The sequence below is a fragment of the Nesterenkonia halophila genome, from assembly GCF_009467795.1.
Classification (GTDB): Bacteria; Actinomycetota; Actinomycetes; order Actinomycetales; family Micrococcaceae; genus Nesterenkonia; species Nesterenkonia halobia.
The window spans coordinates 14,036-38,746 of sequence record NZ_WIAX01000018.1 but is presented as its reverse complement, the minus strand read 5'-3'; the positions used below and the strand labels follow the sequence as shown (position 1 = coordinate 38,746).

General features: G+C 73.0%; 22 protein-coding genes and 2 riboswitches. Of the genes, 15 read left to right on the top strand and 7 right to left on the bottom strand.

All coding sequences use genetic code 11. The features are described from left to right. Positions 1–145 precede the first annotated feature (145 nt). Entirely contained in the window at positions 146–613 is a 468-nt protein-coding gene (locus GCL72_RS09100) for an SseB family protein (RefSeq protein ID WP_153144403.1), read from the bottom strand. Between the two features lie 91 nt (positions 614–704). Here GCL72_RS09100 and dcd point away from each other — a divergent pair, with 91 nt between their 5' ends. Beyond that, positions 705–1,283 carry a dCTP deaminase gene (gene dcd, locus GCL72_RS09095; protein WP_153144402.1) on the top strand — a complete coding sequence of 193 codons (579 nt, stop codon included), beginning with the start codon at positions 705–707 and terminating at the stop codon, positions 1,281–1,283. Between the two features lie 70 nt (positions 1,284–1,353). Here dcd and GCL72_RS09090 read toward each other — a convergent pair whose 3' ends face one another. Next, a complete protein-coding gene (locus GCL72_RS09090) occupies positions 1,354–2,745 on the bottom strand; it encodes an MFS transporter (RefSeq protein WP_153144401.1) in 1,392 nt (463 codons plus the stop codon). 220 nt (positions 2,746–2,965) lie between these two features. Here GCL72_RS09090 and GCL72_RS09085 point away from each other — a divergent pair, with 220 nt between their 5' ends. Genes GCL72_RS09085 through mnhG form a run of 6 tightly spaced genes read left to right on the top strand, consistent with a single transcriptional unit; the run spans position 2,966 to position 9,938 of the window. Next, on the top strand, positions 2,966–5,980 hold the full coding sequence (locus tag GCL72_RS09085; RefSeq protein WP_153144400.1) for a Na+/H+ antiporter subunit A: 3,015 nt from the start codon (positions 2,966–2,968) through the stop codon (positions 5,978–5,980). 3 nt (positions 5,981–5,983) lie between these two features. Further along, positions 5,984–6,628, top strand: a complete 645-nt coding sequence (locus GCL72_RS09080) for a Na(+)/H(+) antiporter subunit C (protein WP_153144399.1) — start codon at positions 5,984–5,986, stop codon at positions 6,626–6,628. Position 6,629: 1 nt separating this feature from the next. Further along, positions 6,630–8,390: a Na+/H+ antiporter subunit D gene (locus GCL72_RS09075; RefSeq protein WP_153144398.1), complete on the top strand. Its 1,761-nt coding sequence runs from the start codon at positions 6,630–6,632 to the stop codon at positions 8,388–8,390. After that, the gene (locus tag GCL72_RS09070; protein ID WP_153144397.1) at positions 8,387–9,046 is read left to right on the top strand and encodes a Na+/H+ antiporter subunit E; all 660 of its coding nucleotides are present in this window, start codon (positions 8,387–8,389) and stop codon (positions 9,044–9,046) included. The genes GCL72_RS09075 and GCL72_RS09070 overlap by 4 nt, the downstream gene beginning before the upstream one ends. Then, on the top strand, positions 9,046–9,540 hold the full coding sequence (locus GCL72_RS09805; protein ID WP_211365017.1) for an MrpF/PhaF family protein: 495 nt from the start codon (positions 9,046–9,048) through the stop codon (positions 9,538–9,540). Before GCL72_RS09070 ends, GCL72_RS09805 begins: the two co-directional genes overlap by 1 nt. Continuing rightward, on the top strand, positions 9,537–9,938 hold the full coding sequence (gene mnhG / locus GCL72_RS09060; protein ID WP_153144396.1) for a monovalent cation/H(+) antiporter subunit G: 402 nt from the start codon (positions 9,537–9,539) through the stop codon (positions 9,936–9,938). Before GCL72_RS09805 ends, mnhG begins: the two co-directional genes overlap by 4 nt. A 127-nt stretch (positions 9,939–10,065) precedes the next feature. Here mnhG and GCL72_RS09055 read toward each other — a convergent pair whose 3' ends face one another. Both GCL72_RS09055 and GCL72_RS09050 read right to left on the bottom strand, forming a co-directional pair. Then, positions 10,066–11,079: a hypothetical protein gene (locus GCL72_RS09055; RefSeq protein WP_153144395.1), complete on the bottom strand. Its 1,014-nt coding sequence runs from the start codon at positions 11,077–11,079 to the stop codon at positions 10,066–10,068. Positions 11,080–11,325: 246 nt separating this feature from the next. After that, entirely contained in the window at positions 11,326–11,598 is a 273-nt protein-coding gene (locus GCL72_RS09050; RefSeq protein WP_246161115.1) for a DUF4235 domain-containing protein, read from the bottom strand. Between the two features lie 166 nt (positions 11,599–11,764). Beyond that, positions 11,765–11,888, top strand: a riboswitch (TPP riboswitch). A 118-nt stretch (positions 11,889–12,006) separates the two neighbouring features. Here GCL72_RS09050 and GCL72_RS09045 point away from each other — a divergent pair. The 6 genes from GCL72_RS09045 (at position 12,007) to GCL72_RS09020 (ending at position 19,184) form a co-directional block, all read left to right on the top strand. After that, positions 12,007–12,660, top strand: coding sequence for an ECF transporter S component (locus GCL72_RS09045; protein ID WP_246161113.1), 654 nt, complete (start codon positions 12,007–12,009; stop codon positions 12,658–12,660). Then, on the top strand, positions 12,657–15,251 hold the full coding sequence (locus GCL72_RS09040) for an ATP-binding cassette domain-containing protein (RefSeq protein WP_211365016.1): 2,595 nt from the start codon (positions 12,657–12,659) through the stop codon (positions 15,249–15,251). Before GCL72_RS09045 ends, GCL72_RS09040 begins: the two co-directional genes overlap by 4 nt. A 128-nt stretch (positions 15,252–15,379) precedes the next feature. Beyond that, the gene (locus GCL72_RS09035; RefSeq protein WP_153144394.1) at positions 15,380–15,889 is read left to right on the top strand and encodes an SRPBCC domain-containing protein; all 510 of its coding nucleotides are present in this window, start codon (positions 15,380–15,382) and stop codon (positions 15,887–15,889) included. Between the two features lie 43 nt (positions 15,890–15,932). Further along, the gene (locus GCL72_RS09030) at positions 15,933–16,751 is read left to right on the top strand and encodes a carbon-nitrogen hydrolase family protein (protein WP_153144393.1); all 819 of its coding nucleotides are present in this window, start codon (positions 15,933–15,935) and stop codon (positions 16,749–16,751) included. Between the two features lie 47 nt (positions 16,752–16,798). Next, positions 16,799–16,894, top strand: a riboswitch (TPP riboswitch). Positions 16,895–16,989: 95 nt separating this feature from the next. Further along, positions 16,990–17,811: a 3-oxoacyl-ACP reductase gene (locus GCL72_RS09025; RefSeq protein ID WP_153144392.1), complete on the top strand. Its 822-nt coding sequence runs from the start codon at positions 16,990–16,992 to the stop codon at positions 17,809–17,811. After that, positions 17,808–19,184, top strand: coding sequence for an LLM class flavin-dependent oxidoreductase (locus tag GCL72_RS09020; protein ID WP_246161111.1), 1,377 nt, complete (start codon positions 17,808–17,810; stop codon positions 19,182–19,184). Before GCL72_RS09025 ends, GCL72_RS09020 begins: the two co-directional genes overlap by 4 nt. Here GCL72_RS09020 and GCL72_RS09015 read toward each other — a convergent pair. Further along, the gene (locus GCL72_RS09015; RefSeq protein ID WP_246161110.1) at positions 19,120–20,079 is read right to left on the bottom strand and encodes an aminodeoxychorismate lyase; all 960 of its coding nucleotides are present in this window, start codon (positions 20,077–20,079) and stop codon (positions 19,120–19,122) included. The genes GCL72_RS09020 and GCL72_RS09015 overlap by 65 nt on opposite strands. A 119-nt stretch (positions 20,080–20,198) precedes the next feature. On the opposite strand from GCL72_RS09015, the gene cls reads away from it, so the two are divergent. Together cls and GCL72_RS09005 are read left to right on the top strand one after the other, a co-directional pair. Further along, entirely contained in the window at positions 20,199–21,692 is a 1,494-nt protein-coding gene (cls, locus tag GCL72_RS09010; protein WP_153144390.1) for a cardiolipin synthase, read from the top strand. A gap of 127 nt (positions 21,693–21,819) precedes the next feature. After that, a complete protein-coding gene (locus GCL72_RS09005) occupies positions 21,820–22,701 on the top strand; it encodes a hypothetical protein (RefSeq protein ID WP_153144389.1) in 882 nt (293 codons plus the stop codon). Between the two features lie 33 nt (positions 22,702–22,734). Here GCL72_RS09005 and GCL72_RS09000 read toward each other — a convergent pair whose 3' ends face one another. Then, positions 22,735–24,375: an anthranilate synthase component I family protein gene (locus GCL72_RS09000; RefSeq protein ID WP_153144388.1), complete on the bottom strand. Its 1,641-nt coding sequence runs from the start codon at positions 24,373–24,375 to the stop codon at positions 22,735–22,737. Further along, on the bottom strand, positions 24,368–24,631 hold the full coding sequence (locus tag GCL72_RS08995; protein ID WP_153144387.1) for a hypothetical protein: 264 nt from the start codon (positions 24,629–24,631) through the stop codon (positions 24,368–24,370). The genes GCL72_RS09000 and GCL72_RS08995 overlap by 8 nt, the downstream gene beginning before the upstream one ends. Between the last annotated feature and the right edge of the window lie 80 nt (positions 24,632–24,711).

Genomic DNA, 24,711 nt, shown 5'->3' with positions numbered 1-24,711 from the left:
GCGGTGCGGGACCGATGGCGCGGGGCGCCGTCCGGTGCCCCATGCACATCGAGTGGGCGATCCGTCGCGGTTCGCCGGTCGTGACCGGCTCAGAACCTCGACAGATCGCCCACTCGATGGAGAAGGGGGAGGGCGGAACCTCAGCTCACTGCTGCTGCTCGCCCTCGGCCTCGGCGGCCGGGGAGAGGAAGTCCTCGCGGATGCGGTCGACGCCCTCGGCCGAGATCTGGAAACCGTGCTCCTGGCCGGCGTCGATGATGATGCCGGCGCCGGAGAGCGACTGCACCACGGCGACGCCGGGCGCGTCGACGGCGTGCGGGGCGTGCTCGGAGTACTCCTCCGGGATGATGTCGGTGGCGCTGAACAGCGCGATCAGCGGGTTGCCCTCGTTGTCCTGCAGGGTCAGCGGGTTCACCGAGCTGGTCTCGTCGGAGATCTCATGGGGGCTCAGGAAGTAGACCGAGCTGGTCAGGAAGGCGCGGATGATGTCGCCGGGCTGGGCCTCGCCGTCCTTGCCGGCGATCAGCACCTCCTGCAGCGACTGCTGGGGGGCGGCGCCCTCGGGGTTCTCGTCGGGAGTCTGGGCGTCGGAGTTCTGGGGAGTCTCGCTCATCCCTCCACGCGATCACGTCGAGCGCCGTGTTGCCAAGTCGGGACGTCCGTGCGACGCCGCCGCGCGGGGCGGCGCTGGTACCCTCGGCCTCGTGCTGCTTTCCGACCGAGACATCCGCGCCGAGCTGGCCGCCGACCGCATCCGCCTGGACCCGCTCGACGAGTCGCTGATCCAGCCCTCCAGCGTCGACGTGCGTCTGGAGCGGATGTTCCGGCTCTTCGACAACCACAAGTACGCCCACATCGACCCCTCGGTGCAGCAGCCCGACCTCACTCGGCTGGTGGAGGTCGATCCCGATGAGCCGTTCATGCTCCACCCCGGCGAGTTCGTCCTGGGCGCGACCTATGAGCAGGTGACCTTGCCCGAGGACGTCGCCGCGCGGCTGGAGGGGAAGTCCTCGCTGGGCCGTCTGGGTCTGCTGACCCACTCGACGGCCGGTTTCATCGATCCCGGGTTCTCCGGCCAGGTCACCTTGGAGCTGTCGAACATGGCCACGCTGCCCATCAAGCTGTGGCCGGGCTCGAAGATCGGCCAGCTCTGCTTCTTCCGGCTGACCTCGCCGGCCGAGCACGGCTACGGCACGCAGGCCCACCAGTCCCGCTACCAGGGCCAGCGCGGCCCGACGGCCTCGCGCAGCCACGAGAACTTCCACCGCGCGATCATCCAGTGAGCCCCGCCGGACGGCGATGACGCCGCGGCACGGGCGGGAATGCGCGCGCTTTCCCACACATGCCGCGGAGTCATCCTGAGGTGGGGGCGGCGGACGGGGAGGCGTGGTCGCGGAGCTTCGCCGGCCCCGTGGGGTTGCGCACCAGCAGCAGCGAGGCGAGCCCGCCCAGCAGCACGAGGAAGACCCCGACGATGATGAACTTCTCGTCGTGGAAGATCCCGACGAAGATGCTGATCATCGCCGGAGTGAGGAACGACGCCGAGCGGCCGGCGGTCGCGTAGAGCCCGAACAGCTCGCCGGCCCGGTCGCCCGGAGCCAGCCGTCCCAGGAAGGCGCGGGAGGCCGCCTGGGCAGGGCCGACGAAGAAGGACAGCCCCAGGCCGAAGATCCAGAAGGCGAGGGTCGGCTGCAGGACGAACCACGGGTCCTCGGCCGGACCCAGCGCCGTCGGCTCGTCCAGGAAGAACATCACCAGCGCGATCGCCGTGAGCATCGTCAGGCACCCCGCCACCACGGCCCGCGGGCCGAGGGCGTCGTCGAGCCAGCCGCCGATGAACGCCCCGACGGCGGCGACCACGTTGGCCGCGATGCCGAAGATGATCACGTCGTCGGCGGCGATCCCGTAGACCGAGACGCCGAGGATCGCCCCGTAGGTGAACACTGCGGAGAGCCCGTCGCGGTAGATCGCCGAGGAGATCAGGAACCACAGGGTGTTCCGATCCCCGCGCCAGAGATCGGCCAGCGTGCCGAACAGCCGTCGATAGGACTCGCGGACCGAGACCTTCTCGATCCGGTCCCGGTCTGCGGTGCGCCGTTTCGAGACCAGCAGCGGGACCGCCCAGACCAGGAACCAGGCCGCGGCGGCGAGCGCGACGGTGCGGATGTTGATCGCCTCGTCCTCGCCGAGGCCGAACCAATGCGGCGGGTCGCCGGCGATGAGGCCCAGATAGACGATCATCAGGATCACGATCCCGCCCAGGTAGCCCGACCCCCACCCGATGCCGGAGATGCGCCCGATCCGCCGGTCGTCGGCGATGTCGACCAGCATGGCGTTGTAGTTCAGCTCGGCGAACTCGTTGACCATCCCCATGCCGGCGATCAGCGTCACCCCGAGCAGCAGATACCCCTCCTCGGGCTTCACGAAGAAGCAGGCGGCCACCAGCCCGGCGACGATGACGGTGTTGATCACCAGCCACAGGTGCCGACGTCCCGAGGAGTCGGCACGCTGGCCGATGACCGGGGCGGTGAGGGCGATGAGCGCCCCGGCGATCGCATTGGCCGCCGTCAGATGCTGAGTGCCCCGGCCGTCGGCTCCGAAGGCCTCGGAGGCGATGTACGTGCCGAAGACGAAAGTCGTCATCACCGCGCTGACCGAGGCGTTGCCCCAGCTCCACAGACACCAGGCGGTGATGGTGCCCGGCATGAGTCGTCGGGGCGTCTCGTCCGCGGAGGGGGAGCTCATGCCCAGCATCGTATCGGCGCGCCCGCGCCCCGCACAGAGCTGTCCCGGAACCGGCGACGACGACGTCGTCCCCCGTCACACCGGGGCTCCGGCACGGAGCCGGCCGCACCGCGCATGTTAAGCTGGGCGAGCTCCTCGCAGTGCGGCTGACGGGGCCCCTGTGGTCGCACGCGTCCCGCCCCCGCGCCGTCGGCGCACGAGCCGAGGAAGGACGCCGCCCATGCTGACCCTGCTCGCCGCGCTGTTCGCCGCGAGCCTCGTGGTCCCCTGGGTCATGCGCCGCCTCGGCCGCGCCACCTTCCATCTGCTGGCCCTGCTGCTCGCCGTCGCGCTGACGGTGCTGCTGGTCCGGACCCTGCCGCAGGCGCTCGACGCCGACCAGGCCGCCGTCGCCGGTCCGCGCGCCCCGCCGGTCGAGGTCACCGAGTGGATCCCCTCCCTCGGCGTGGACATCGCGCTGCGCGCCGACGTGCTGAGCCTGGTCATGACGATGCTGATCCTCGGCGTCGGCGCGCTGGTGATGCTCTACTGCGCCCGCTACTTCAGCGCCGCCGATCGCAGCGCCGGCCCCTTCGCCGCGGAGCTGCTGGCCTTCGCCGCGGCGATGCTCGGGCTGGTGCTCAGCGACGACCTGATCATGCTCTTCGTCTTCTGGGAGCTGACCACGGTGCTGTCCTTCCTGCTGATCGGCCACGCCTCGCACCGGATCGTCGCGCGCCGTTCGGCCATCCAGGCGCTGGTGGTCACCACCTTCGGCGGGCTGGCGATGCTGGTCGGCCTGGTGCTGCTGGGCGAGCTGGCCGGCACCTACCGACTCTCCGAGATCCTCGCCGCCGCCGGGGCCGGACAGGCCGCCGGCGCCGCCCAGCTCTCCGGCGCCGGCGTCGACGTCGCGGTGCTGCTGCTCCTGGTCGGCGCGGTCACCAAGTCTGCACTGGTCCCCTTCCACTTCTGGCTGCCGGCGGCGATGGCCGCCCCCACGCCGGTCTCGGCCTATCTGCACGCCGCGGCGATGGTCAAGGCCGGAGTATTCCTCGTCGCCCGGCTGGCCCCGGGCTTCCACGACACCGCCTTCTGGGACGCCACAGTGATCGGCCTGGGCCTGGCCACGCTGATCATCGGCGCCTGGCGCTCGCTGCGGCAGACGGACCTGAAGCTGGTCCTGGCCTACGGGACCGTCTCCCAGCTGGGCCTGCTGGTGCTGGTCAACGGCCTGGGCACCGCCGAGGCGGCACTGGCGGGGGTCGCGATGCTGCTGGCCCACGGACTGTTCAAGGCCGCGCTGTTCATGGTCGTCGGGATCATCGACCACGAGACCGGCACCCGCGACCTGCGCCAGCTCTCCGGCCTCGGCCGCGGACAGCCGGCGCTGCTGGTGACCGCAGTCCTCGCCGCGGCCTCGATGGCCGGCATCCCGCCGCTGTTCGGCTTCGTCGCCAAGGAATCGGCGCTGGAGTCGATGGTCGCCGTCGGCGGCGGGCTCGGCTGGACGGTCGCCGTCGGCGTCGCGCTGGGGTCAGGTCTGACCGTGGCCTACAGCGCCCGCTTCCTCTGGGGCGCCTTCGCGGCCAAACCCGGGGTGGAGACGACGCCGACCGGCCGACTCGGAGTCGTCTTCCTGGCCGCGCCGGCGGCGCTGGCGCTGCTCGGGCTGCTGCTGGGACCGGTCCCGCAGCCGGTCGGGCTGCTGGGCGGACCGATCAGCGCGCTCTCCGGCGCCGGAGAGGAGGCCACGACCGAGCTGGCGCTGTGGCACGGACTCGCCCCCGGCCTCGGGCTCTCGGCGGCGGCCTGGCTGCTCGGCGCAGTCCTCTTCCTGCTCAGCCGGCGCGACCTCGACTGGCCGGGCCGGGTGCCGCAGCGGCTGGAGGCCGAGCGCCTCTACCGCGGGCTGATCCGTGGGCTGGACGCGCTGGCGGTCCGGCTGACCTCGCAGACCCAGCGCGGCTCGCTGGGCTTCTACCTGTACATCATCCTGACGGTGGCCACTCTGGTGCCGCTGAGCGTGCTGCTGCTGGCCGGCCATCGGGTGCCCGCCGACTGGATCCTGGCGGAGACTCCGCTGCAGGTGGTGCTGGCCGTGGTGGTCCTCGCCGGCGCCGTCGGCGCCGTGCGGGCCCATAAGCGCTTCATGGCGGTGCTTCTCGTCTCGCTCTGCGGCTTCGGCTCGGCCGGGATCTTCGCCCTGCAGGGCTCGCCGGACCTGGCGCTGACCATCCTGCTGGTGGAGTCGGCGGTGCTGGTGGTCTTCGTGCTGGCGCTGCGCATGCTGCCGGCCGGCATCTGGACGCAGAACCCCACCGGCTTCCGCACCGCCCGCGCGCTGCTGGGCGCCGGCTTCGGGCTGGTCATGATGGCCGCCGTCGCCGCCGGCCTCGCCGCGCGCTCGTCCGACCCGGTCTCGGTGGAGTTCCCCTGGCTGGCCCACGACGTCGGCCACGGCGCGAACATCGTCAACGTCACCCTGGTCGACATCCGCGCCTGGGACACCTTCGGCGAGATCACCGTGCTGGCCTCGGCGGCCACCGGCGTGGCCTCGCTGATCTTCGTCCAGCGCCGCGACGTGCGACGGCGCAGCCTCCACGAGGTCCCCACCGGCTCGGTGGGCCGCGTGGTCGACGACGCCGAGCTCTCCCCGCAGCACGTCCAGGAGCTGCGGGTGGCCCGCTCCTTCGCGACCGTCGCCCGCGAGGCCTGGCTGGTGGCCGGCCGCACCGTCGCGCCGGAGCACCGCTCGATCGTCTTCGAAGTGGTCACCCGGCTGCTGTTCCACGCGGTCATCCTGCTCTCGGTCTACCTGCTGCTGGCCGGGCACAACGATCCCGGCGGCGGCTTCGCCGGCGGACTGCTCGTCGGGCTGGCCCTGATGCTGCGTTACCTGGCCGGCGGCCGCTACGAGCTGGAGGCCGCCGTCCCGTTCAGCGCCAGCGCGCTGATGGGCTGGGGGATGACCGTCGCCTGCGCCTCGGGGATGATGCCGCTGCTGGTGGACGGCCAGCTCTTCCAATCGGCCTATGTGGAGCTGACGCTGCCGCTGCTCGGCGAGCATGCCCTGGTCTCCTCGATGATCTTCGACATCGGCGTCTACCTGGTGGTCGCCGGGCTCATCCTGGACATCCTGCGCAGCCTGGGCGCGGAGATCGACGTGCGGTCCGAGCAGCAGAGCCTGGCCGAGGCCTCGCGGCTGCGTCGCCGCGGGCGCATGGCCTCGGCCTGGGCCGGGACGGGGGACTGAGCCATGACGATCAATCTGACGCTGCTGGTGCTGATGGGCGCGCTCTTCGCCGTCGGCGTCCACCTGCTGCTGGAGCGCTCGCTGACCCGCGTGCTGCTGGGCATCATCCTGATCTCCAACGGGGTGAACCTGCTGATCCTGCAGACCGCCGGCCGGGCCGGGCTGGCGCCGATCGTCCGCGACGACGCCGGCTTCGCGGACATGCTGGATCCGCTGCCGCAGGCGCTGGTGCTCACCGCCATCGTGATCTCCTTCGCGCTGACCAGCCTGATGCTGGCGCTGATCTACCGCTCCTGGGCGCTGGCCCGGCAGGACGAGGTCGCCGACGACGAGGAGGACCGCCGCGTGGCCGCCCAGCCCGCCCATGACCCGGAGGAGGACTCCGAGGTGCCCGCCGAGACCAGCGAGTTCTCCGAGGTCGACCCGGCGGATCCGCATCAGGCCCGCCAGCGCGGCCGGCTGCTGAATCCTCAGGCCGGCCGGGACGCGACCGCCGGCGGCGCGGTGGAGGACCAGCTGCGCCGCGGGCTGCACGAGCCCGACGACGACGCGCGGGCCCGCGGGGGATCGGCGGAGCCCGACGCCGGCGAGCACCGCCCGGCCGCCGGCCCTTCCGAGGGCCCGTCCCGACGCGGAAGGAGGCGCTGACATGGACGGCGACCTGGCCTCTCTCATCCCGCTGGCGACGCTGCTGCCGGTGCTCGGCGCGGGCTTCGGCTTCGCCTTCTACCGCCAGCAGGCCACCCAGCGCGCCGTCACGCTGGGCACGCTGACGCTGACCGTGGTGCTGGAGATCGTGCTGCTGGCCGACGTCTGGCACGGCGGGGCGCAGGCGGTCCACCTGGGCGGCTGGCCGGCGCCCTTCGGCATCGCGATGGTCATCGACCGGTTCTCCGCGCTGATGCTGGTGGTCTCGTCGATCATCACGCTGGCGGTGCTGCTCTACGCGGTCGGGCAGGGCGCCGCGGCCGAGGAACGGCGCGACGACGGGCCGGTGTCGATCTTCTACCCGACGTATCTGATCCTGGTCGCCGGCGTCTCCAACGCCTTCCTGGCCGGGGACCTGTTCAACCTCTACGTCGGCTTCGAGATCTTCCTGACCGCCTCCTACGTCCTGCTCACCCTCGGCGGCGGCGAGGCGCGGATCCGCGCCGGAGTGACCTACGTGGTGGTCTCCATCGTCTCCTCGCTGCTCTTCCTGATCACCATCGGGGTCATCTACGCGGCCACCGGCACGGTGAACCTGGCGGATCTGGCGCTGGCGCTGGGCGAGCTGGACCGCGGCATGCAGCTGCTGCTGCATGTGATGCTGCTGGTCGGCTTCGGGATCAAGGCCGCGGTCTTCCCGCTGGCCTTCTGGCTGCCCGACTCCTACCCGACGGCGCCGGCGCCGGTGACCGCAGTCTTCGCCGGCCTGCTGACCAAAGTCGGCATCTACTCGATCATCCGCACCGAGACGCTGCTCTTCCCCGGCGAGCGGCTGAACACCGCATTGATGATCGTCGCGCTGCTGACGATGCTCGTCGGAATCCTGGGCGCGCTGGCGCAGAGCGACGTCAAACGCATGCTGTCCTTCACACTGACCAGCCACATCGGCTATCTGGTCTTCGGGCTCTCGCTGCTGTCGATCACCGGGATGTCGGCGACGATCTACTACGTCGCCCACCACATCACCATCCAGACCACGCTGTTCCTGGTCACCGGGCTGATCGAGCGCCGCTCCGGGACCTCGGCGGTGGACCGGCTGGGCGGGCTGGCGCGGATCTCGCCGGTGCTGGCGGTGCTGTTCTTCCTGCCGGCGATGAACCTGGCCGGCATCCCGCCGTTCAGCGGCTTCATCGGCAAGCTCGGGATGATCCAGGGCGGCGTCGCGGAGGGCACCGTGATCGCCTGGACGCTGGTGGTCGGCTCAGTGGTCACCTCGCTGCTGACGCTGCTGGCGCTGGCCCGCATCTGGTCCCGGGCGTTCTGGCGCCGCGCCGAGGACGCCGACGATCCCGATCCGCTGCTGATGTCGAAGACGCTGGCCCACGCCCGGGCGGCCAACAAGCGGCTGCTGCCGACGTCGATGACGGTGCCGACGGCGCTGCTGGTCGGACTCTCGCTGGCCTTCACCGTCTTCGCCGGCCCGCTGATGAGCTTCTCCCGGGCGGCGGCGCAGGACATGTACGAACGCGCCCCCTACCTCGAGGCGGTGCTGGGCGAGGAGCGCGTCGACGGCGTCCGGGCCGAGCTGCGGGAGCTGGCCGCGCAGGTCGACGGGATCGATACCGGCGACGGCGGCGCGGAGGAGTTCGCCCCGGTGCACACCTCGGTGGAGCCGCGCGACGCCCCGCAGCTGGAGACCGACGACGACGCCGACGACGGCGCGGGGAATTCCGGCGACGACCCAGGAGGTGAGTCCCGATGAGACGACCGAGGACCCCGCTGCGGCTGGAGATGCCGCTGATCGCCTTCCTGGCGTTCCTGTGGATGGCGGTCTGGCGCGACTTCACGCTCGGCACGCTGCTCGTCGGCCTGGTGCTCGGCACCGCTATCGTGCGGGTTTTCTACCTGCCGCCGCTGCGCGGCACCGGGCGCTTCAACCTGTTCTGGTGGGTCGTCTTCGCCGGGCGCTTCCTGGGGCGCATGGTGTTCGCCTCCTTCCAGGTGGCCTGGCTGGCCGTCGTCCGCGGCCCTCGGGTGCGCAGCGCGATCGTGGCGGTGCAGCTGCGCAGCCACGACGACTTCCTCGTCACGATGGTCGGCCACGCCGTCGTGCTGGTGCCGGGCTCGCTGGTGCTCGACGTCGACCGCACGACGACCACGCTGTACCTGCACTGCCTGGACTTCCGCGGGCCGGAGGATGCCGACCGGGTGCGCCGTTCGGTGCTGCGCGACGAGGCGCTGCTCATCCGCGCCGGCGGGACCCCGTCGGACCTGGCCGGGATCCGCGCGGAGAAGCGTCTGGGCCGCACTCCCGGGCTCAGCCCCGCCGAGCTGCGGGCGCATCCGCCGATCGGCGGGTCCGCGACCCGCGGTGCGGCACCGGGCGGCCTCGACGCTTCCGGGGAGGGGAGATCGTGATGCTGGAGACTGCGATGCTGATCACCCAGACGCTGCTCGGCGCGGCCGTGCTCTGCGCAGTGGTCCGCGTCTTCCGCGGCCCCTCGGTGCTCGACCGGGTCATCGCCGTCGACGTGACCCTGCTGGTGGTCTCCTCGATGCTGCTGGTGGACATGATCGCCCGCGACCATCGGGACTTCGTGCTCTTCGTCATCGCCGGGGCGATGATCGGCTTCCTCGGCGCCGTCGCGATCGCCCGCTTCGTCCCGGTGCGCCGCACCGAGCAGGTCGCTCGGCCACATCCGACCGGGGCCGCCGCGGACCAGCCCAGCACGGCCCGGACGGCGGGGGCCGAGCCCTCGCGACCGACGTCGGAGGTCGTCGACGAGGAGGACCCGGCGACGTCGTGGTTCACCGCCCTGGCCCGCTCGCGGCGCGAGCAGCAGCGGCAGGACGACGCCCGGCGGGAGCACGAGGCGGACTCCGGTGCGCACCGGCGGGAGGAGGAACGATGAGCGAGCTGGATCCGATCCTCGACGGCGTCGCGGCGGTGTTCCTGGTGATCGGCGGACTGATGTCGCTGGCCGCCGGCGTCGGGCTGCTGCGCTTCCCGGACCTGCACTCGCGGATGCACGCGGCCACCAAGCCCCAGGTGCTCGGGCTGCTGATGTTCGTGCTGGCCGCCGCGCTGACCTGGCGCAGCTGGGAGCTGGTCGCCATCGCGCTGCTGACCTGGGGCGTGCAGATCCTCACCGCGCCGGTCAGCGCGCATATGGTCGGCCGAGCCGGGTACCGGAGCCGGCATGTCCGGCGCGACGTGCTCGTCGTCGACGAGCTGGCCCGCGCCGTCGACCGCATCGCCCACGAGGACACCGCCCGTCCGGAGCTCGACGAGGACCGGCCGAGCTCCTGACGGCCCCGCCGCCGCCCCGGGCGGGTCGGAGGTCCTGATGTCATCGAGTGGCCGCCGGTGACGAGAGTTCTGTGCCTGAGGAGGGGATCGGCGGCGGATTCGTCGTCACCGGCGGCCACTCGACGGATCAGCGCCGGATGGGGGCACCGTCCCAGCCCTGTCGACGCAGGGCGTCCACGATCCGGGCTATCGCCGGGGCCCAGCCGTCGTATGTATGACGCCGGGTGATCCGCACCTCGATCCACCCGTGGTCCGCGGCGAGTTCGGCGCGATGCACATCGCGCTCGACCTGGCGCGGGTCGGAGTGGTGGGTGCCCTCGTACTGCACGGCGACCCGCTGCTCGCGGAAGAGCAGGTCCGGCTGGAAGAGCCTGCGTCCCTGCGCGTCGACGACCCACTCGTTGACCTCGGGCTCGGGCAGGCCGGCCAGCATGATGGCCACGCGCAGCCGCGTCTCCTGCGGAGAATCCGCTCCGGGGCGTGCGAGTCCGGCGGCGCGGCGCACCCGTCGGATCCCGCGGCTTCCGGCCTTCGACTGCACCGCGGCGAGGAGGTCCTCGGGCGCGGCGGCCGCGACGCCGGGTCCCTCGAAGGCGATCCTCGGGCTCCTGAGCAGCGCGTCGGCGGAGACGACGGCCTCGACCAGCGACTGCGACGCCGCACGATCCGCCCAGGTCCATGCGGGCGTGGTGACCGGGATGCCGGCGACCTCGGTGATGAACTCGCCGGAGATGTCAGCCCGGTGCGGCACGATCAGTCCTGGTCGTCGGACTCGTCCGCCGTCGCGCGGCACGGTGAGGTGATGGGGCGTCCGGAGCCGTTCCTCCCAGAGCCCGAGGAGTGCGGCGGCGGTGCCATGGGTCGCCACTCGGGCGGTCCCGCGGGTCAGGCCCTGGAGCAGCGCGATCTCGCGGGCCTCAGGATGGGCGGAGTCGTCAACTCCGCGATACACGTCGGTGGCCAGCCGTTCGACGGTGCGGTGGTACTGGCCGCGGCGCACGTCACGCGCAGCGAGTCCTTCGTCGTCGAGGAGCTGGGCCCGTGTGCGGCCGGCCGTGCCGGCGCGGATCGGTGCTCCGTGCCGGCGGTCGCCGAGGACGAGGTCGTCTGTGACCGAGGGGTCGGACGGGGAGGGAGACATGGCCCCATCCCAGAGGGCGGCTCGCGCTCCCGCCAGCGCTACGAGGGTCGCTGTGGATGACGCGGCGCGTCGTGCGGCAGGGCCTCGACGCTGTGCAGGAACCTCCCGCGTCCCGCCTCGGGCCCGCGTCGGGCCCGCATCGAGTGGCCGCCGGTGACGAAAATTCTGCGCCTGACGAGGGGACCGGCGGCCGATTCATCGTCACCGGCGGCCACTCGATGCCGGGGAGGAGGGCGGAGCGGGGCCTCAGACCTCCGAGGGGTCCTGATAGGCGCCCTTGATCTTGCGCATCGAGGCCTTCGCCCCGCGCTGGGAGAGCACCTGCACGCCGGCCGAGATCGCCGAGGAGCTGATCGCGAAGATCAGCGCCTTCCGCAGCGAGATCTCGTCCTCGTCGGCGCCCTTCGGGGTCTCCTCGCCGGTGGCCTGCTTCCAGACGAACTCGAAGGCCTTCGTGGCCGCGAAGCCGCCGGCCAGCGAGATCCCGGTGGTCAGCAGCTTGTCCATGATCTTGTCCATCGGCACTCCTCGCCGCTCGGTCTCTGTGCGCACCCGGCCGACGCCGCGCGGACCGCGGGCGGCCGACCTGGCCCCCAGCCTAGCCCAGCCGTGGCAGGCGTGGTCATCTCCCCGGCCTGCCCGTGCCCGTCGCGCCGGTCGTGGGGTACGGTGGGCCACGTCATTCGAGACACGACAGGGGAGCGCCCCTCGGCACGCACGTGCCGGAAGGCGCTGAGAGTGGGCTGAAGGCCCAGACCCTCGAACCTGATCAGGCCAGCACCTGCGAAGGAAGTCGAGACTCGTCCTCGGATGCCGGATCGCCGACGACGGCGGCACCCGTCCGCACCTCTGCGGATCCGCCGCGCCGTCGCCTCCGGCTCTCTCCTGCGTGCTCGTGGTCCATCACTGTCACGACCAGGGAGCATCATGAGCAGCACCGCCGCATCGACGTCAGCCTCCACGACGATCCAGGGCGCGAGGACCGCGCGCTGGTCGGTCTCGGACATCGTCGTCGCCTCCACCCTCGCCGTCGCCGCCGGCGTCATCTTCTGGGGATGGAACCTCAGCTATCAGGTCGTCGGCGGCCTCTTCGCCGCATATCCGCCGGCGGCCACCATCGTCCACGGCATGTGGCTCTTCCCCGGCGTGCTCGGCGCGCTGGTCATCCGCAAACCCGGCGCGGCGATCTACTGCGAGCTCGTCGCCGCCGTCGTCTCCGCCCTGCTGGGCTCCCAGTGGGGGCTGACCGTGCTGTCCTCGGGCTTCGTGCAGGGGCTGGGCGCCGAGCTGGTCGTGATGGCCTTCCTCTACCGTCGCTTCACCCTCGACGTCGCCGTGCTCGCCGGCGCGCTCTCGGGCTTCTTCGGCGGAGCCACCTACCACTGGGTCATCCCGATGTACGCCTATGCGCCGCTGGAGACCGTCGTCCACATCGGCTGCTTCGCCCTCTCCGGGGCGATCATCGCCGGAGCGCTGATGTGGGCCGCGACCCGCGGGCTGGCGGCGACCTCGGTGCTCGGGCCGCTGGCCTCGCGGCGGGCCCACCGGGAGCCCGTCGTCGGCGCCGGAGCGGGCCGATGAGCGCGACGTCGACGCCCCGGGAGATCCTCGACGGCGCCCGGCGCGGGACGGCGCCGGGCGTCTCCGGGCCGTCCAGGCCGTCCGCGTCCCGCTCGTCCGCGCGTCCGGCCGGCGTCGAGGTCCGGGCAGAGGGCTGGACGTTCCAGCACGCCGACCGTCCCGCCCCGGCGCTGGAGGACCTGGACCTGCACCTCGCCCCGGGGGAGAAGGTCCTGCTGGCCGGTCCCTCGGGCGCGGGGAAGTCCACGCTGCTGCACGGGCTGGCCGGAGTGCTCCATGACGAGGACGCCGTCTCGGCCGGCACGCTGCGCCTCGACGGCGCGGCCCCCGACGCCGCCCGCGGCCGGGCCGGGCTGATGCAGCAGGACCCCGAGTCGCAGGTGGTGCTCTCGCGGATCGGCGACGACGTCGCCTTCGCCGCGGAGAACCTCGCGGTGGAGCGGGAACAGATCTGGGAGCGGGTGCGCGAGGTGCTCGCCGCCGTCGGCCTTGGACCCGGTGCGGAGGATGCGGACGAGACCGCCCTGCTGCTCGACCACCCCACCGCCGAGCTCTCCGGCGGGCAGAAGCAGCGCCTCGCGCTGGCCGGGATCCTGGCGATGCGCCCGGGGCTGCTGCTGCTCGACGAGCCGACGGCGAATCTCGACCCGGCCGGCGTCGCCCAGGTCCGCGACGCGGTCCTCGCCGCCGCCGCGGCCACCGGGGCGACGCTGGTCGTCGTCGAGCATCGGCTGGGCGTTTGGGCCGAGCACTGCGACACGCTGGTCGTCCTCGAAGCCGGCGGCGGGGTGCGCCGCCGCGTCGACGCCGCGCGGGTCGCCGAGGACGAGCCGCTGCGCGAGGAGCTCGCGGCCATGGGGCTCTGGGTCCCCGACCGGCCGCCGCAGCTGCCGACGTGGTCGCCGCGCCGCGGCGTCGCCGACGACGGGCCGGCGGGGGCAGCCGACGAGACGCTGCTGTCCGCCGCGGGGCTCGCCGTCGGGCGCACCGCCCCGCGCCGGGCCCGAGGCGAGGGGCGACGGCGCGGTCGAGGACCCGGCCGGCGGCGCAGACCGCGCGCCGGATCGGCGCCCCGGCCGGTGCTCGAGGGCGTGGACCTGACGCTGCGCCGCGGTCGAGCCCTGGGGCTGACCGGGCGCAACGGCGCGGGGAAGTCCACGCTGCTGCTCAGCCTGGCCGGACTGCTGCCGCGCCATGGCGGCCGGCTGGTCGCCGGGACGGGGCTGATCAGCGGCTCCGGCGACGCCGGCGCGGCGGCCGGCCGGGAGCGGCTGGGCGAAGACCCGGGCAGCTGGCGTGCGGCCGATCTGGTCGCCCGCCTCGGGATGGTCTTCCAGGAGCCGGAGCACCAGTTCGTCCGCTCCACCGTCCGCGAGGAGCTCGCCCTCGGCGCGCACCAGGCCCGGCGGCCGGGCACCTCCGAGCCGCTGTTCACCGCCGAGCAGGTCGAGGCGCGCGTGGCCGAGCTGCTCGAGCGGCTGCGGCTGACCGAGCTGGCCGAGGCCAACCCCTTCACCCTCTCCGGCGGGGAGAAGCGCCGGCTGTCGGTGGGCACTGTGCTCTCCGCCGGTCCGGCGGTGCTGCTGCTCGACGAGCCGACCTTCGGCCAGGACGCCCACACCTTCGCCGAGCTGGTCCGGCTGCTGCGCGAGCACCTCGACGCCGGCGGGGCGCTGATCGCGGTCACCCATGACGTCGCCTTCCTGCAGGCCCTGGACGCCGAGGAGCTGCGGCTCGGCGAGGAGCCGGCGAGCCCGGAGCGGCGGGAGGACGCCGACGCCGAGCCCGCCGCCGGCTCCACCGTCCCGATGCTCTCCGGCGTGCGCAGCGAGTCGGCCCTGGGCCGCCGCGGCGCGCCGGCCAAGCTCGCCGCCGTGCTGCTGGTGACCGTGGCCCTGGTGGCGACGATGGACTGGGTCAGCTCGGCGGTGGTGATCGTCGCAGGCCTGCTGCTCGTCCCGGCCGCCGAACTTCGGCTCGGCCAGTTCCTGAAGCGCCTGTGGCCCTTCGCCGTCGGCGCCGTCGTCGCGGTCTGGGGCACCGCCGTCGCCGCCGAGGCCTCCGGAGAGATGCTGCTGGACCTCGGCTTCACCACCGTCTCGGCGGGTTCGCTGGAGCTCGGCGCGGCCATGGGCGCCCGCGCGCTGGCCATCGTCATCCCCTCGGTGCTGGTCTTCTCCACTACGGATCCGACGGATCTCGCCGACGGGCTGGCCCAGCAGCTGCGGCTGCCGGCGCGCTTCGTCCTCGGCGCGCTGGCGGCGATGCGGCTGCTCGGACTGCTGGCCCAGCACTGGACGACGATCGGCCATGCCCGCCGCGCCCGCGGAATCGGAGCCCACGGCGGGTTCGTCGCCCGCGTCGGCGCGACGGCCTCGCAGGCCTTCGGGCTGCTGGTGCAGGCGATCCGCATCGCCACCCGGCTGGCGGTGACCATGGAATCCCGCGGCTTCGGCGCCGGGCCGCGCACCTGGGCCCGGCCCGCGCGGACCGACGCGGCCGACGTCGGACTGATCCTCGGCGGGCTGGCGCTGGCGGCGCTCGCGACGGCGGTCTCGATCCTGGTCGGGGCCTGGAACCCGGTGTGGTGAGGTGGGGCCCGTCCCCGCGCCCTCGCCCGGGCGCCCAGCCTTGACCGGCGTCGTGCCGCGGCCGGACGCTCGACGGTGAGGGCGGTCGCTGTCGGCCGCCGGAGGCGCCGCATCAGGAGGGAGCCCCGATGTCCGAGGCCACGCTGACCTGCACCACCTATATCCGCGCCGCCGACCACCAGGTCTGGGACGCGCTGACCGATCCGGCGGCGACGTCCCGCTGGTGGGGCGTGCGCTTCGAGACCGACTGGCGCCCGGAGTCCTCGATGACCTGGTCCGAGGAGACCCCGCGGGGCACTGTGCGCACCGCCGGACCGGGCCAGAAGGTCCTGGAGGCCGAACGGCCGCGACGGCTGGCCTACACCTGGCATGTCTTCACCGCCGAATGGGCGGCGGCCCAGGGAGTGGACGAGGCGCTGCACGACCGGCTCGTCCACGAGGGCGCCTCCCGCGTCACCTTCACCGTCGATCCGGCCGGCGGGCCGGTGCGGCTGCAGCTGGTCCATGAGTTCGACGTCGACGGCGCGCTGCGCTCGATGGTGGGCCGGGGATGGCCGGCGCTGCTGGCCAGCCTGAAATCGCAGCTGGAGACCGGCGAGCCGCTGGCGGATCTGGATCCGTCGGCGGCCGATCGCTGACGCCCCGCAGACTGCGGCCGGGAGCAGGTCGTAGGCTGGAGGCATGCGCATCGCAGCAGCTCAGCTCGTCACCGGCGAGGACCCGCAGCAGAACCTCGAGCTCGTCCGCGAGTGGACGCAGCGGGCCGCCGAGGCCGGCGCCGACGTCGTCGTCTTCCCCGAGGCGACGCAGCGCGCCTTCGGACACAGCCTGACGGCGATCGCCGAGCCGACCGACGGGCCCTGGGCGACGGCCGTCCGGGAGATCGCCTCAGACCACGACGTCGTCGTGGTGGTCGGCATGTTCACCCCCGCGCCGCCGAGTGACCAGGGCCGCGAACGGGTGGCCAACACGCTGCTGGCCGTCGGCCCCGGCGTCGAGGCCTCCTACGACAAGATCCACCTCTACGACGCCTTCGGCTTCCAGGAGTCCGCCACAGTGGGGCCGGGGGAGGCCCCGGCGCGCGTCGACGTCGACGCGGCCACCTTCGGGCTGGCGACCTGCTACGACATCCGCTTCCCGGACCTGTTCACCGCCCATGCCCGCGCCGGCGCGATCGCGACGATCCTGCCGGCCTCCTGGGGCGCCGGGCCGGGCAAGGTCGACCAGTGGCGGCTGCTGGCCCGGGCCCGGGCGCTGGACTCGACGCAGTACGTCATCGCCTGCGGCCAGGGACTGCCGTCGGCGGCCGGCGTGGAGCCCGTCGACGGCGCGCCGACCGGCGTCGGCCACTCGATGATCATCGGCCCGACCGGCGAGGTGCTCGCCGAGGCGGGCGAGGCTCCGCAGCTGCTGGTGGCCGACCTCGACGTCGACGCCGTCGCCTCCGCGCGCGAGCGGCTGCCGGTGCTGGCCAACGCCCGGGAGATCCCGCAGCGCTGAGACCTGCGCAACATGCCGCCCCGCCGCGCGCGGGTGTGGTTCCATAGTTCCGTGACACGGGGTGCCGCGATCTGCGGCTGAGATGACACCCGTCGAACCTGATCCAGTTCGCACTGGCGAAGGGAATGTCCGTCACGGTGCGGCCCGCCGTCGCACCCGGAGCGCAGCGGTCGACTGAGGCCGTCGACGCGCGCATCCGCCCGGCGCATGCTCCTTCGCCTCGAGACGAGAGGCACATATGAGCACCGACCCCCAGCATCACGGGACCGCCGACGTGGACACCTCCGCCAATCCGGCCCCGCCGCTGGCCGACCAGCTCGTGCTGGTCACCGGCGGCGCCCGCGGCCTCGGGGCGGCGATCACCCGGGCCTTCCTCCGCGAGGGGGCCGGCGTGGTGATCAACTACCACCGGTCCCGCGGGGCCGCCGAGGCGCTGGCCGCCGAGCACCCGCAGCAGGCGCTCGCCGTCGCCGCCGACGTCCGCGACGCCGCCCAGGTCCGGGCGCTGGTCGAGACGGCGCGCGAGCACTTCGGCCGACCGATCACCACAGTGGTCAACAACGCGCTGGTGGACTTCGCCTTCACCGGAGACGCCCGATCGACGGCCGCCGAGATCACCGCCGCCGAGCTCTCGACGCAGTTCGCCGGCTCGGTGCAGGCTCCGCTGCAGGTCATCCAGGCCGCGCTGCCCGGGATGCGCGAGGCCGGCGTCGGCCGGATCATCTCAGTGGGCACCAACCTCTTCCAGCACCCGGTGGTGCCGTACCACGACTACACCGCCGCCAAAGCGGCGCTGCTCTCGCTGACCAGGACCCTCGCCGAGGACCTGGGGCCGGAGGGGATCACCGTCAACATGATCTCCGGCGGGCTGCTGCGCAGCACCGACGCCTCCGCGGCCACGCCGACCGAGGTCTTCGACGCCATCGTCGCGTCCACGCCGCTGCGCCGGGTCACCACCCCGGAGGAGCTGGCCGACGCCGCGGTCTTCTTCGCCTCGCCCTGGGCGCGCGGGGCGACGGGGCAGAACCTGATCGTCGACGGCGGGCTGGTGAAGGGATGAGCCCGAAGCCGGCACACCTCAACCTCTTCCTCCACGGCGCCGGCCACCACAAGGCCGCCTGGCGGGCGCCGGACTCGTCCGCCGACCAGCTGGCCGACCTGGGCTGGTACGAGGAGATCGCCCGCATCGCCGAGCGCGGGCTGCTGGACGCGGTCTTCCTGGCCGACGGGCAGTCGATCAGCATCACCGGCGTCGAGGACGGGCCGATGTGGCACTTCGAGCCGCTGACCCTGCTGACCGCGCTGAGCCGCGCCACGGAGCGCATCGGGCTGGTCTCCACAGTGTCGGCGACGTTCTACACGCCCTTCCACGCCGCTCGACTGCTGGCCAGCCTGGCCCGCATCTCCGGCGGGCGGCTCGGCTGGAACGTGGTGACCTCCATGTTCGACGCCGAGGCGCAGAACCACGGGATGGAGGCCATGCCGCCCCATGACCTCCGGTACGGCCGGGCCGAGGAGTTCGTCGACGTCGTCTCCCGGCTGCTCGACTCCTGGCCGGAGGACTCGCTGGTGGTCGAGCGCGACGGTCGCTACGTCGACGGCTCCCGACTGGCCCCGCTGGAGCACGCCGGCGAGCACTTCGCCGTCCGTGGGCCGCTGAACGTCCCCCGCCCGCCGCAGGGACCGCCGGTGCTCTTCCAGGCCGGCTCCTCCGAGCAGGGCCGGGATCTGGCCGCGCGGCGGGCGGAGGCGATCTACGCGGTCGCCTACGACCTCGCCGCCGGGCAGGAGTACCGCGGCGATGTGCGCGCCCGGATCGCCGCGGCGGGTCGAGACCCGGACACTGTGGCGGTCATGCCCGGACTGGTGACCTATGTCGGCTCGACCATGGCCGAGGCCCGGGCGAAGCAGGCCGCCCTCGACGAGCTGCTGCCGGTGGAGGACTCGCTGCGCCAGCTGGCGGTCTTCACCCAGCAGGACACCTCAGACTGGGAGCTCGACGCCACGGTGCCGGAGCTGCCGCCGCTGGAGGATTTCACCGGGCCGCAGGGCCGCTATGCGACGATCCTGCGGATCATCGAGTCGGAGCGTCCGACGGTGCGGCAGCTGCTGGGTCGGCTCGCCGCCGGGGGAGGACACTGTACGATGGTCGGCACGCCGGAGTCCGTCGCCGACGAGATCGAGCGTTGGCTCGACCACGGCGGCGCCGACGGATTCAACCTCATGCCGCCGGCACTGCCGGCGAGCCTGGAGGACTTCGTGGACCTGGTGGTCCCGGAGCTGCAGCGCCGCGGCCGGTTCCGCACCGCGTACGAGGCGACGACGCTGCGCGGGCATCTGGGGCTGGAGGTGCCGGAGCCGGTGCGGGTCAGTCGTCCAGCGGGCGGCCCACCGGCAGATCCTCCGCCAGCAGGGCGGTCAGCTCGGCGGTGAGATCGTGGTCGACGGGCACCTCGACGTCGTCGATCCGGGAGACCGGCGAGACCAGCCGCACCGAGGACGCCAGGAAGACGTGGTCGGCGGCGTGCAGCTCCTCCGGGGTCAGCGGGCCGTAGCCCAGCTCCCACCCGGCGCGCTCGGCGGCGGCGAAGATCGCCCCCTGCGTGGTGCCGGGCAGGATGCCGGACTCCCGCTCCGGGGTGGACAGCCGGGGCGGCGAGCCCTCGGCCCCGCGGTGCACCAGCAGCACCGTCGACGTCGGGCCCTCGAGCACCTGTCCGTCGCTGGTGCGGAAGATGACGTCGTCGAAGCCGTGCTGCTTCGCATGGCGCAGTGCGGCCATGTTGACCGCGTAGCTCAGCGTCTTCGCGCCCAGCAGCAGCCAGGGGGCGCGCTCGGCGGCGGTGGAGTCATGGCCGCGGTCGAGCAGGGTGACGGCGATCGGCTCGCCGCGGGAGGCCAGCAGCGCCTCCGGGGCGGGGGTGAGCAGCACCCAGGCGGTGCCGGCGAAGGCCGGGTCGTCGGCGGCCGGCTCGCCCTCGACACCGCGGGTGACCACGAGCTTGATGGTCAGATGCTCCGGCAGCGTGCCGCGGGTGCTGAACTCCTCGATGCCCAGGTCGACGGCGGCCCGCCAGGACTCCGCCGGCGGCAGCGGCAGCTCGCAGATCCCGGCCGAGCGCGCCAGACGGCGCAGGTGGGCGTCCAGCTTCCGGATCTCGCCGCCGAGGCAGTACATCGTCTCGAAGACGCCGTCGCCGCGGATCGCGCCGAGGTCGGTCACCCGCAGCTGGGGCTGGTGCGGGTCGAAGATCATCCCGTGGGGGTGCTCGGCATCGATGCGCACGCCGACGGCCGCGACGGAGTCCTCCTGAAAATGCTCAGCCATGCTGGCCAGCATAGGCCCTGCCTCCGCCTCGCGGGCACCCGCACCGCCCGGTCAGCGGCTTCAGGGCCGTAGGATGGGGGCGGCGTCGGACGGCCGACCGGAGGGGGTGAGCAGTCACTGTGCTGTGGCCGCTGAGCGTGCTGGGCCTGGAGGGCCTCGCCGACTGGATATTCGCGATGCTCGTGGTCCTCGAGATCGTCGTGCGCCTGGCGGTGCTGGGCATCGTGCCGGACGACCGGCGTCCCAACACGGCCATGGCCTGGCTGCTGGCCATCTTCTTCATCCCGGTGGTGGCCCTGCCGCTGTTCCTGCTGATCGGCCGCAACAAGCTCTCCGCCAAGCGTCAGGAGCGCCAGGCCTGGATCAATCGGGAGCTGCTGGAGATCACCAGCCACATGGACCTCTCCGACCAGCTGCGCGCCGACGACGCGCAGCTCGGCGCCACCGCCGCGCTGAACCGCAATCTCGGAGCCTTCCCGCTGCAGGAGGGCAATCGGATCCGGCTGGTGCCCGACTACCGCGAGGCCTTCGAGTGGATGGTCGCCAGCATCGACGCCGCCGAGGACTATGTCCATGTGCTCTTCTACATCGTCGGCGACGACGAGGAGTACGCCGGCCCGGTGCTCGACGCGCTGGAGCGTGCCGCCGAGCGCGGCGTCACCGTGCGGCTGCTCTACGACCACCTGGGCACCATGCGCGTGCACGGCTACCGGCGGCTGGTCCGTCGGCTCCGGAGATCACAGATCCAGTGGCACCGCGTGCTGCCGGTGCGGCCGTTCCGGGGTCGGTTCTCCCGGATCGACCTGCGCAACCACCGCAAGATCGTCGTCGTCGACGGCAGGACCGCGCTGACCGGCTCGGCGAACCTCATCGAGCCGCACTACCAGCGCCCGGCGGCCGCGCGGATGGGCCGCCGCTGGGTGGAGATGACCGCAGTGCTCACCGGTCCGGCGGTCACCGGTCTGGACATCGTCTTCGCCTCCGACTGGTACGCCGAGACCGGCGAGAGCCTCGGCGACATGCTGCGCGTCGACGTCGCGGCCGACGAGCGGGCCTCGGGCGGCTCGCTGGTGCAGGTCGTGCCCTCCGGTCCCGGCTTCCCCGACGAGAACAACCTGCGACTGTTCAACGACCTCATCTACCAGGCCACCGAGCGGGTGATCATCTGCACCCCCTACCTGGTGCCCGACGACTCGCTGCTCTACGCGATCACCAACGCCGCCCACCGCGAGGTCGACGTGACGCTGATGGTCTCGCGGAAGGCCGACCAGTTCATGGTCCAGCACGCCCAGCAGTCCTACTACCAGCAGCTGCTCGAGGCCGGAGTGCGCATCCACCGGTATCCGGATCCGGACGTGCTGCACGCGAAGTTCATGATCATCGACGACGACGTCGCCGTCATCGGGTCCTCGAACATGGACATGCGGTCGTTCTCGCTGAACCTCGAAGTCACGCTGATGATCGTCGATCCGGAGAAGGTCCGCGAGCTGGAGACGGTCTTCGCCCGATACCGCTCGGTCTCCTCGTTGCTGACGCTGCACGACTGGACGAACCGCCCCTGGCACGTGCGCTACCTGGACAACGTCTTCCGACTGACCTCCGCCCTGCAGTGAGCCCCGCCCCCGCCTCGGGCGCAGCCCTCCGGCCTGCGACGATGGGCTAAGCTGGACGGGATCGCCGTCGCGCCGCACCGGGCGCCGGCGCTCCGCATCACCGCACTGCATCCCATCCGGAGAGACGATGAGCACAGACCCGCGCTCGGGGGGCGACTCTGCTCCGTCGCGGCGACGGTTGGTGTGCGCGGTCGCGCTGACCTCGGCCCTCGCGCTCTCCTCCTGCTCCGCCGTCGCCGGGGACGACTCCAGCACCGGCTCGCGCGACCCGTACGCCGCAGTGGCCACCGATGCCTCGGGCGGGGTCGCGCGCGACGCGGCCGCCTCCGGCGACGAGGACGTCGCCGCGGTGCGGCTGGACCGGGAGGAGATGCAGGAGGTGCTCCTCGGGGAGGGGGAATACCCCTTCGCCGCCGACGAGATCGTCCGGCGCGCCGGCCTGGAGTACTTCGAGGAGAACATCGGCATCACCGGAACGGCCTATCGCCGCAGCTTCGGCGAGGACGAGGCCTGCGCCCGGCAGATGGACACGGTCAACGAGCGCCTGGTCGGGGAGGCACCGGTCGACGGCGTCTACCGCGAGGCCACAGTGACCGACGACGCCGGCGAGCACACTGTCCACGTCTGGATGCTCGCCTACGACCGTCCCGTCTCCCGGGGCGAGGTCTGGGACGAGGTCCTGGCCGCCTGCGACGGGACTTCGCTGGAGAGCCGCCACGACGGCGTCAGCTTCAGCGCGCTCGCCGAGGGACCCTTCCGCGGCCTGTCGATGTCCATCGACGACCGCGGCCGCGCCGTCCAGGCCCCGGAGCGGGGGGCCGACGGCGAGTCCCCGGCCGCGTCGACGGACGGGACCGTCTCCTCCCGGGTGGACGGCTTCTCCGTCACCGCGGACCTCGGCCACCACGTGCTGAGCATCTCCAGCGTGGGACTGAGCCGCGAGTCCTTCGACCAGGCCCTGGAGGTCCAGCGGGCGGCCCTGGAGGAGCACCCGGGCCTGCTCGGCTGAGCACGCCCCCGCTCCCGCGCCGGCCCGCTCCGGTCACCCGGGGAAGTCCACCCCGAGCGTGCCGAGCACGCCCGCGGCCTTGGCGACGATCTCCTCCCATTCCGCGGCGGGATCCGAATCGGCGACGATGGCCCCGCCGAGGCCCAGATGCATCCGCGCTGATCCCGGTGCGGAGTCGTGCTCCAGCACCAGCGTGCGGATCAGCACGGAGAGGTCGGCGGCGCCTGTGGTGCTGAAATACCCCGCCACCCCGGCGTAGGGGCCGCGTCGGCCGGTCTCCAGCCGCTCGAGGATCTCCAGCGTGGAGAGCTTCGGCGCCCCGGTCATCGAGCCGGGCGGGAAGGCGGCGGCGACGACGTCGGCATGGGCGACGCCCGCGGCCGCGCGGGCGCTGACCGTCGAGACCATCTGATGCACCGTCGGGTAGCTCTCGATCGCGCAGAGCCGCTCGGTGCGCAGCGTGCCCGGCTCGGCGTGGATCGACAGGTCGTTGCGCGCCAGATCGGTGATCATCACGTTCTCCGCGCGGTCCTTCGGGTGGGCGGCCAGCTCCTCGGCCAGCGCTGCGTCCTCGGAGGCGTCGACGCCGCGCGGCCGCGTGCCCTTGATCGGCTCGGTGCGCGCGGTGCCGCCGGCGGAGAGGCTCAGGAAGCGCTCCGGCGAGGTGGAGAGCAGATCCACCGCGCGGTCGGCGCCGGGGAAGCGCAGCATCTGGGTGAACGGCGCCCGGTTGGCCGTGCGCAGCCGGCGATACAGGCCCAGCACGTCCAGGGTCCCGTCGGCGCCGGCGGTCAGGCGGCCGGTCACCGCCGTGGTCAGGCAGACCTCGTACGTTGTGCCCTCGCGGATCTCGGCCAGCGCCGCGTCGATCGCGGCCAGATGGCGGGTGCGCGCGTCGCGGACGGCGAGCTCGGCGACCGTCGGCGGCACACCGGGCGCGTCGTCCCCTCCGGGGCTGCGGTCGGCGGGCCGCGCCGCGGCGACGGCCTCGGCGACGGCGGCGTCGACGGCGGCCGTCCAGTCGGGGTCCTCGCCGAGGCTCTGTCGCTCCACAGTGCCGGCGGCATGGTCGACGACGACGGCGTGCGTCGCGCGGAAGAGCCGGGCGTCGTCAGCGTCGGGCTCGGGCTCGGCCGGAGCCCCGGAGGCGGCCTCGGCGGAATCTTCGGCGGAGGGCGCGGCGGAGCGTCCGGCGACGGCGGGAGTCGGTCCGTGCCCGGGCCGCGGGGCGAGCTCGTGCCAGAGCTCGTGGCCCAGCCAGCCGACCCAGCCCAGGGCGAAGTCCGGCGAGTCGTCGTCGGCGCCCCCGGGGTCCCCGGCGTCTCCGGCCTCCTCGGCGGCTGTGCGGGCGTGCGGCCAGCGACGGCGCAGCCAGGCGAAGAAGCCCTCCTCGGTGCGGTGCTCGCCGTCGGGGGTGGTCTCGACGGTCACGCCGTCGCGGTGGCGCATGTCGACGGCGTGCGGGCCGCGGGAGAGCGCGATGATGCTGCGCCGGCTGCGCGGCCCGGCCCCGGAGGTCGCGTGGTCGCTGCTGTCCAGCAGCGCCGCCGGCGTCGCCTCCGCGTCCGTCGGGCGGAGTCGGGCGAAGAGCGCCACGGCGAGGTCCTCGGGCAGTCCGTCGGCCCCGAGATCGGCGGCGGCGACGGGCGCGCGGACGACCGGCGGCTCACCCATCGACGGCTCGCCCCTCGCCGAGCAGTCGGCGCCGGCGGATCAGGTGGCGCACGCCGTCGGCGGTGATCGCCGCGCCGATGAGGATCTGGACGATGGAGATCCACACCGACCAGCCCTCCGGATCGATCAGCAGGACGCCGGTCAGGGCGATGCAGAGGCCCGCGACGACGGTGCCCCAGGAGGCGCGGCGCGGCTGGACCACGACGTCGTGGGCGGATCCCTCGTCGGAGGCTCGAGGATCTCGTGGATGCGGCATGGATCCAGTCTAGGGCGCAGTCGCCGGCGAGCGCCGGGCGAGGCTGCCCGTGGCGGCTCTCCCCGCGGCGGTACGATGGC

Bases quoted from the DNA above. Each gene is read 5' to 3' on its own strand.
- GCL72_RS09100 (WP_153144403.1), bottom strand. From the start codon at position 613: ATGAGCGAGACTCCCCAGAACTCCGACGCCCAGACTCCCGACGAGAAC.
- GCL72_RS09090 (WP_153144401.1), bottom strand. From the start codon at position 2,745: ATGAGCTCCCCCTCCGCGGACGAGACGCCCCGACGACTCATGCCGGGC.
- GCL72_RS09085 (WP_153144400.1), top strand. From the start codon at position 2,966: ATGCTGACCCTGCTCGCCGCGCTGTTCGCCGCGAGCCTCGTGGTCCCC.
- GCL72_RS09080 (WP_153144399.1), top strand. From the start codon at position 5,984: ATGACGATCAATCTGACGCTGCTGGTGCTGATGGGCGCGCTCTTCGCC.
- GCL72_RS09075 (WP_153144398.1), top strand. From the start codon at position 6,630: ATGGACGGCGACCTGGCCTCTCTCATCCCGCTGGCGACGCTGCTGCCG.
- GCL72_RS09070 (WP_153144397.1), top strand. From the start codon at position 8,387: ATGAGACGACCGAGGACCCCGCTGCGGCTGGAGATGCCGCTGATCGCC.
- GCL72_RS09805 (WP_211365017.1), top strand. From the start codon at position 9,046: ATGCTGGAGACTGCGATGCTGATCACCCAGACGCTGCTCGGCGCGGCC.
- mnhG (WP_153144396.1), top strand. From the start codon at position 9,537: ATGAGCGAGCTGGATCCGATCCTCGACGGCGTCGCGGCGGTGTTCCTG.
- GCL72_RS09055 (WP_153144395.1), bottom strand. From the start codon at position 11,079: ATGTCTCCCTCCCCGTCCGACCCCTCGGTCACAGACGACCTCGTCCTC.
- GCL72_RS09050 (WP_246161115.1), bottom strand. From the start codon at position 11,598: ATGGACAAGATCATGGACAAGCTGCTGACCACCGGGATCTCGCTGGCC.
- GCL72_RS09045 (WP_246161113.1), top strand. From the start codon at position 12,007: ATGAGCAGCACCGCCGCATCGACGTCAGCCTCCACGACGATCCAGGGC.
- GCL72_RS09040 (WP_211365016.1), top strand. From the start codon at position 12,657: ATGAGCGCGACGTCGACGCCCCGGGAGATCCTCGACGGCGCCCGGCGC.
- GCL72_RS09035 (WP_153144394.1), top strand. From the start codon at position 15,380: ATGTCCGAGGCCACGCTGACCTGCACCACCTATATCCGCGCCGCCGAC.
- GCL72_RS09030 (WP_153144393.1), top strand. From the start codon at position 15,933: ATGCGCATCGCAGCAGCTCAGCTCGTCACCGGCGAGGACCCGCAGCAG.
- GCL72_RS09025 (WP_153144392.1), top strand. From the start codon at position 16,990: ATGAGCACCGACCCCCAGCATCACGGGACCGCCGACGTGGACACCTCC.
- GCL72_RS09020 (WP_246161111.1), top strand. From the start codon at position 17,808: ATGAGCCCGAAGCCGGCACACCTCAACCTCTTCCTCCACGGCGCCGGC.
- GCL72_RS09015 (WP_246161110.1), bottom strand. From the start codon at position 20,079: ATGGCTGAGCATTTTCAGGAGGACTCCGTCGCGGCCGTCGGCGTGCGC.
- GCL72_RS09005 (WP_153144389.1), top strand. From the start codon at position 21,820: ATGAGCACAGACCCGCGCTCGGGGGGCGACTCTGCTCCGTCGCGGCGA.
- GCL72_RS09000 (WP_153144388.1), bottom strand. From the start codon at position 24,375: ATGGGTGAGCCGCCGGTCGTCCGCGCGCCCGTCGCCGCCGCCGATCTC.
- GCL72_RS08995 (WP_153144387.1), bottom strand. From the start codon at position 24,631: ATGCCGCATCCACGAGATCCTCGAGCCTCCGACGAGGGATCCGCCCAC.